We start from the raw sequence: 2,273 nt of genomic DNA on the forward strand, positions 1-2,273 counted from the left end.
TCGCGCTCGAAATAGCCGAAAGCGTCGTGCGAGGTGACGACGATCCGGCGCTCGGCTGGCAGCGCCGCCACCGCCGCGCGGACATCGGCGTCGAGGGCGTCGAGCTCGGCGAGATAGCTCGCGAGGTTGGCGGCGTAGGTCGGGGCGCCCTCTGGATCGGCGACGCTCAGCCCCTCGGCGATCGCGCCGACATAGAGCCGCACATTGGGCACGCTTTGCCAGGCGTGTGGATCGACCGGCCCGTGATCGTGGCCAGCATGGTCGTGCGCGTGATCGTGGTCATGCGCCTCGCCTTCCTCTGTCGCGAGCGGCGCGACGGCGGCGGCCGCGACGACGATCGGCCCGCCATATCCCGACGCCTCGACCAGCCGATCGATCCAGCCCTCGAAGCCGAGACCGTTGACGACGACGAGGTCGGCCTGCGCCACCGCCTTCGCGTCGGCCGGCGTCGGCTGGTAGACATGGCCGTCGCCGTCGGGGCCGACGAGCGTCCGTATCTCGATGCGCTCGCCGCCGATGCGGTCGACGAGGTCTCCGAGGATGCTGAACGAGGCGACGACCGCGAGGCGGTCGTGCGCAGTGGCGCCGATCGGCGCGAGCGCGAGCGCGAAGGCGGCGAGCAGGCAGCGGCGCGTGAGCATGACAGGTCTCTCCTTTGATCAGTTTTCGAAGTGCGGGCGGGGCGCGAGGCGGGCGACGAGCCCTCCCTCGGGACCGAGGACGAGCGAGCCGAGATAGGCGGCGCCGGCGACGAGGATGATCGCGGGGCCCGAGGGCAACCCGACGTGGAACGACAGCAGGAGACCCGCCCAGCCCGAAAGGATCGCGATCCCCGCCGCGACGGCGATCAGCCCGCCGATCCCGCGCGCCCAGAACCGCGCCGCGACAGCCGGCAGGATCATGATCCCGACCGCCATCAGCGTGCCGAGCGCGTGGAAGCCGCCGACAAGGTTCAGCACCGCGAGCGCGAGAAAGACGAAATGCGCGACTGCGCCGCCGCCGCCGACCGAGCGCAGGAAGCCCGGATCGACGCATTCGAGCACGAGCGGCCGAAACAGCGCCGCGAGCGTGATCAGGGTGAGCGTCGCGATCGCGCAGAGCAGCGTCAGCGCCGCGTCGTCGAGCGCGAGCACCGTGCCGAACAGCACGTGCATCAGGTCGACCGTCCCGCCGCGCATCGAGACGATCAGCACGCCCGCCGCCAGCGAGATCAGGTAGAAGGCCGCGAGGCTCGCATCCTCGCGCAGCGCCGTGGAGCGGCTGACCGCTCCGGCGAGCAGCGCGACCGCGAGCCCCGCGATCACGCCGCCGAGCGTCATCGCTCCGAGCGAGAGCCCGGCGACGAGGTAGCCCACGGCCGCGCCCGGCAGGATCGCGTGGGCCATCGCGTCGCCCGTCAGGCTCATGCGCCGCAGCATCAGGAACACGCCGACCGGCGCCGACCCGAGGGCGAGGGCGAGACAGCCCACCAGCGCGCGGCGCATGAAGGCGAAATCGGCGAAGGGGTCCAGCAGGAGATCGGCGATCATCGCGCGCCGCTCCTGCGGCACACCGCCGCCGCGTCGTCCTGCGCCTCGATCATGCGCCGCGCGCGCAGGAGGTTCGCCGCGCTCAGCGCCTCTTTCGTGGGTCCGTGCGCCACGAGCTCGCGCGCCAGCAGGAGGGTCTCCGGGAAGGCCGCGCGCACGAGGTCGAGATCGTGGAGAACGGCCACCACTGTCCGCCCCTCGCCGTGCCAGCGCCGCACGAGGTCCATCAGGTCGGCAGCGGTGCGGGCGTCGATCGCGGTGAAGGGCTCGTCGAGCAGGATCAGCTCGGCGTCCTGCAGCAGGAGCCGCGCGAAGAGCGCGCGCTGGGTCTGGCCGCCGGAAAGCGCGCCGATCGACCGGCGCTCGAAACCTTCGAGCCCGACCGCCGAGAGCGCCGCCCCGAGCCGGTCGCGATCGCCGCGGCCGAGCGCGCCGAAGGCCCCGATCCGCCGCCAGAGCCCCATCGCCACGAACTCCAGCACCGCGACGGGGAAGCTGCGGTCGATCTCGGCGAGCTGCGGCAGATAGGCGATTCGCGTCCGTGCGCTATCCGCCAGAGTCATGCGGCCCTCGAGGGGCCGCAGCGCGCCGGCCACGCCCTTGAGCAGCGTCGACTTGCCGGCGCCGTTCGGGCCGACGATCGCGGTCAGCGCGCCCCGGGCGATCTCGGCGTCGAGGTGATGCACGGCCGGATGCCGGTTATAACCCAGCGTGAGGTTCTCGAAGCGCAGCGCCGCGGTCATG

At 72.4% G+C, this 2,273-nt stretch carries 3 protein-coding genes; all 3 read right to left on the reverse strand.

Annotation, left to right across the window (positions count from 1 at the left end; translation table 11 throughout):
• On the reverse strand, positions 1-641 hold a 641-nt coding region (locus V7Q31_RS18845; RefSeq protein WP_333835371.1), incomplete at its 3' end, for a metal ABC transporter solute-binding protein, Zn/Mn family.
• Between the two features lie 18 nt (positions 642-659).
• Complete coding sequence (locus V7Q31_RS18850; RefSeq protein WP_333835372.1) at positions 660-1,529, reverse strand: metal ABC transporter permease; 870 nt, start codon at positions 1,527-1,529, stop codon at positions 660-662.
• Positions 1,526-2,273 (reverse strand): zinc ABC transporter ATP-binding protein AztA (aztA, locus tag V7Q31_RS18855; protein WP_333835373.1); only part of this gene is annotated, 748 nt, incomplete at its 5' end. The genes V7Q31_RS18850 and aztA, both read right to left, overlap by 4 nt.

This window comes from Rubrimonas sp. (assembly GCF_036788415.1).
Lineage (GTDB): Bacteria > Pseudomonadota > Alphaproteobacteria > Rhodobacterales > Rhodobacteraceae > Rubrimonas.